The organism is Pectobacterium jejuense (assembly GCF_026800125.1).
Lineage (GTDB): Bacteria > Pseudomonadota > Gammaproteobacteria > Enterobacterales > Enterobacteriaceae > Pectobacterium > Pectobacterium jejuense.
In genome coordinates, this window is the sequence record NZ_JAPQKX010000064.1 from 1 (window position 1) to 236 (window position 236).

The following is a 236-nucleotide window of genomic DNA, read 5'->3' on the forward strand; positions in this document are numbered from 1 at the left end:
GGGCAGCAACGCTGCCCTTTGTGACTTTCAGACTTCGGTCAGGCGTTTGCGATCGACCTTGCCGCTGCCGGTTTTCGGCAGCTTATCAAGCACCACAATGCGCCCAGGCACCATGTAAGCCGGTAAGAACTGATGCAGCTGTTTGCGCAGCGCCAGTTTGGTCATCTCCGAGCCGGGTTTATATTCAACGTAGCCGACCAGCACCGCGTCATCTCCTTCACCCTGAAGTTTGACGG

Annotated in this window: 1 protein-coding gene; it reads right to left on the bottom strand. The window is 56.8% G+C overall.

Going from position 1 to position 236, the window contains the following annotated elements; translation table 11 throughout:
* Positions 1-27 precede the first annotated feature (27 nt).
* On the bottom strand, positions 28-236 hold a 209-nt coding region (locus NXT09_RS22475), incomplete at its 5' end, for an AMP-binding enzyme (protein WP_441845168.1).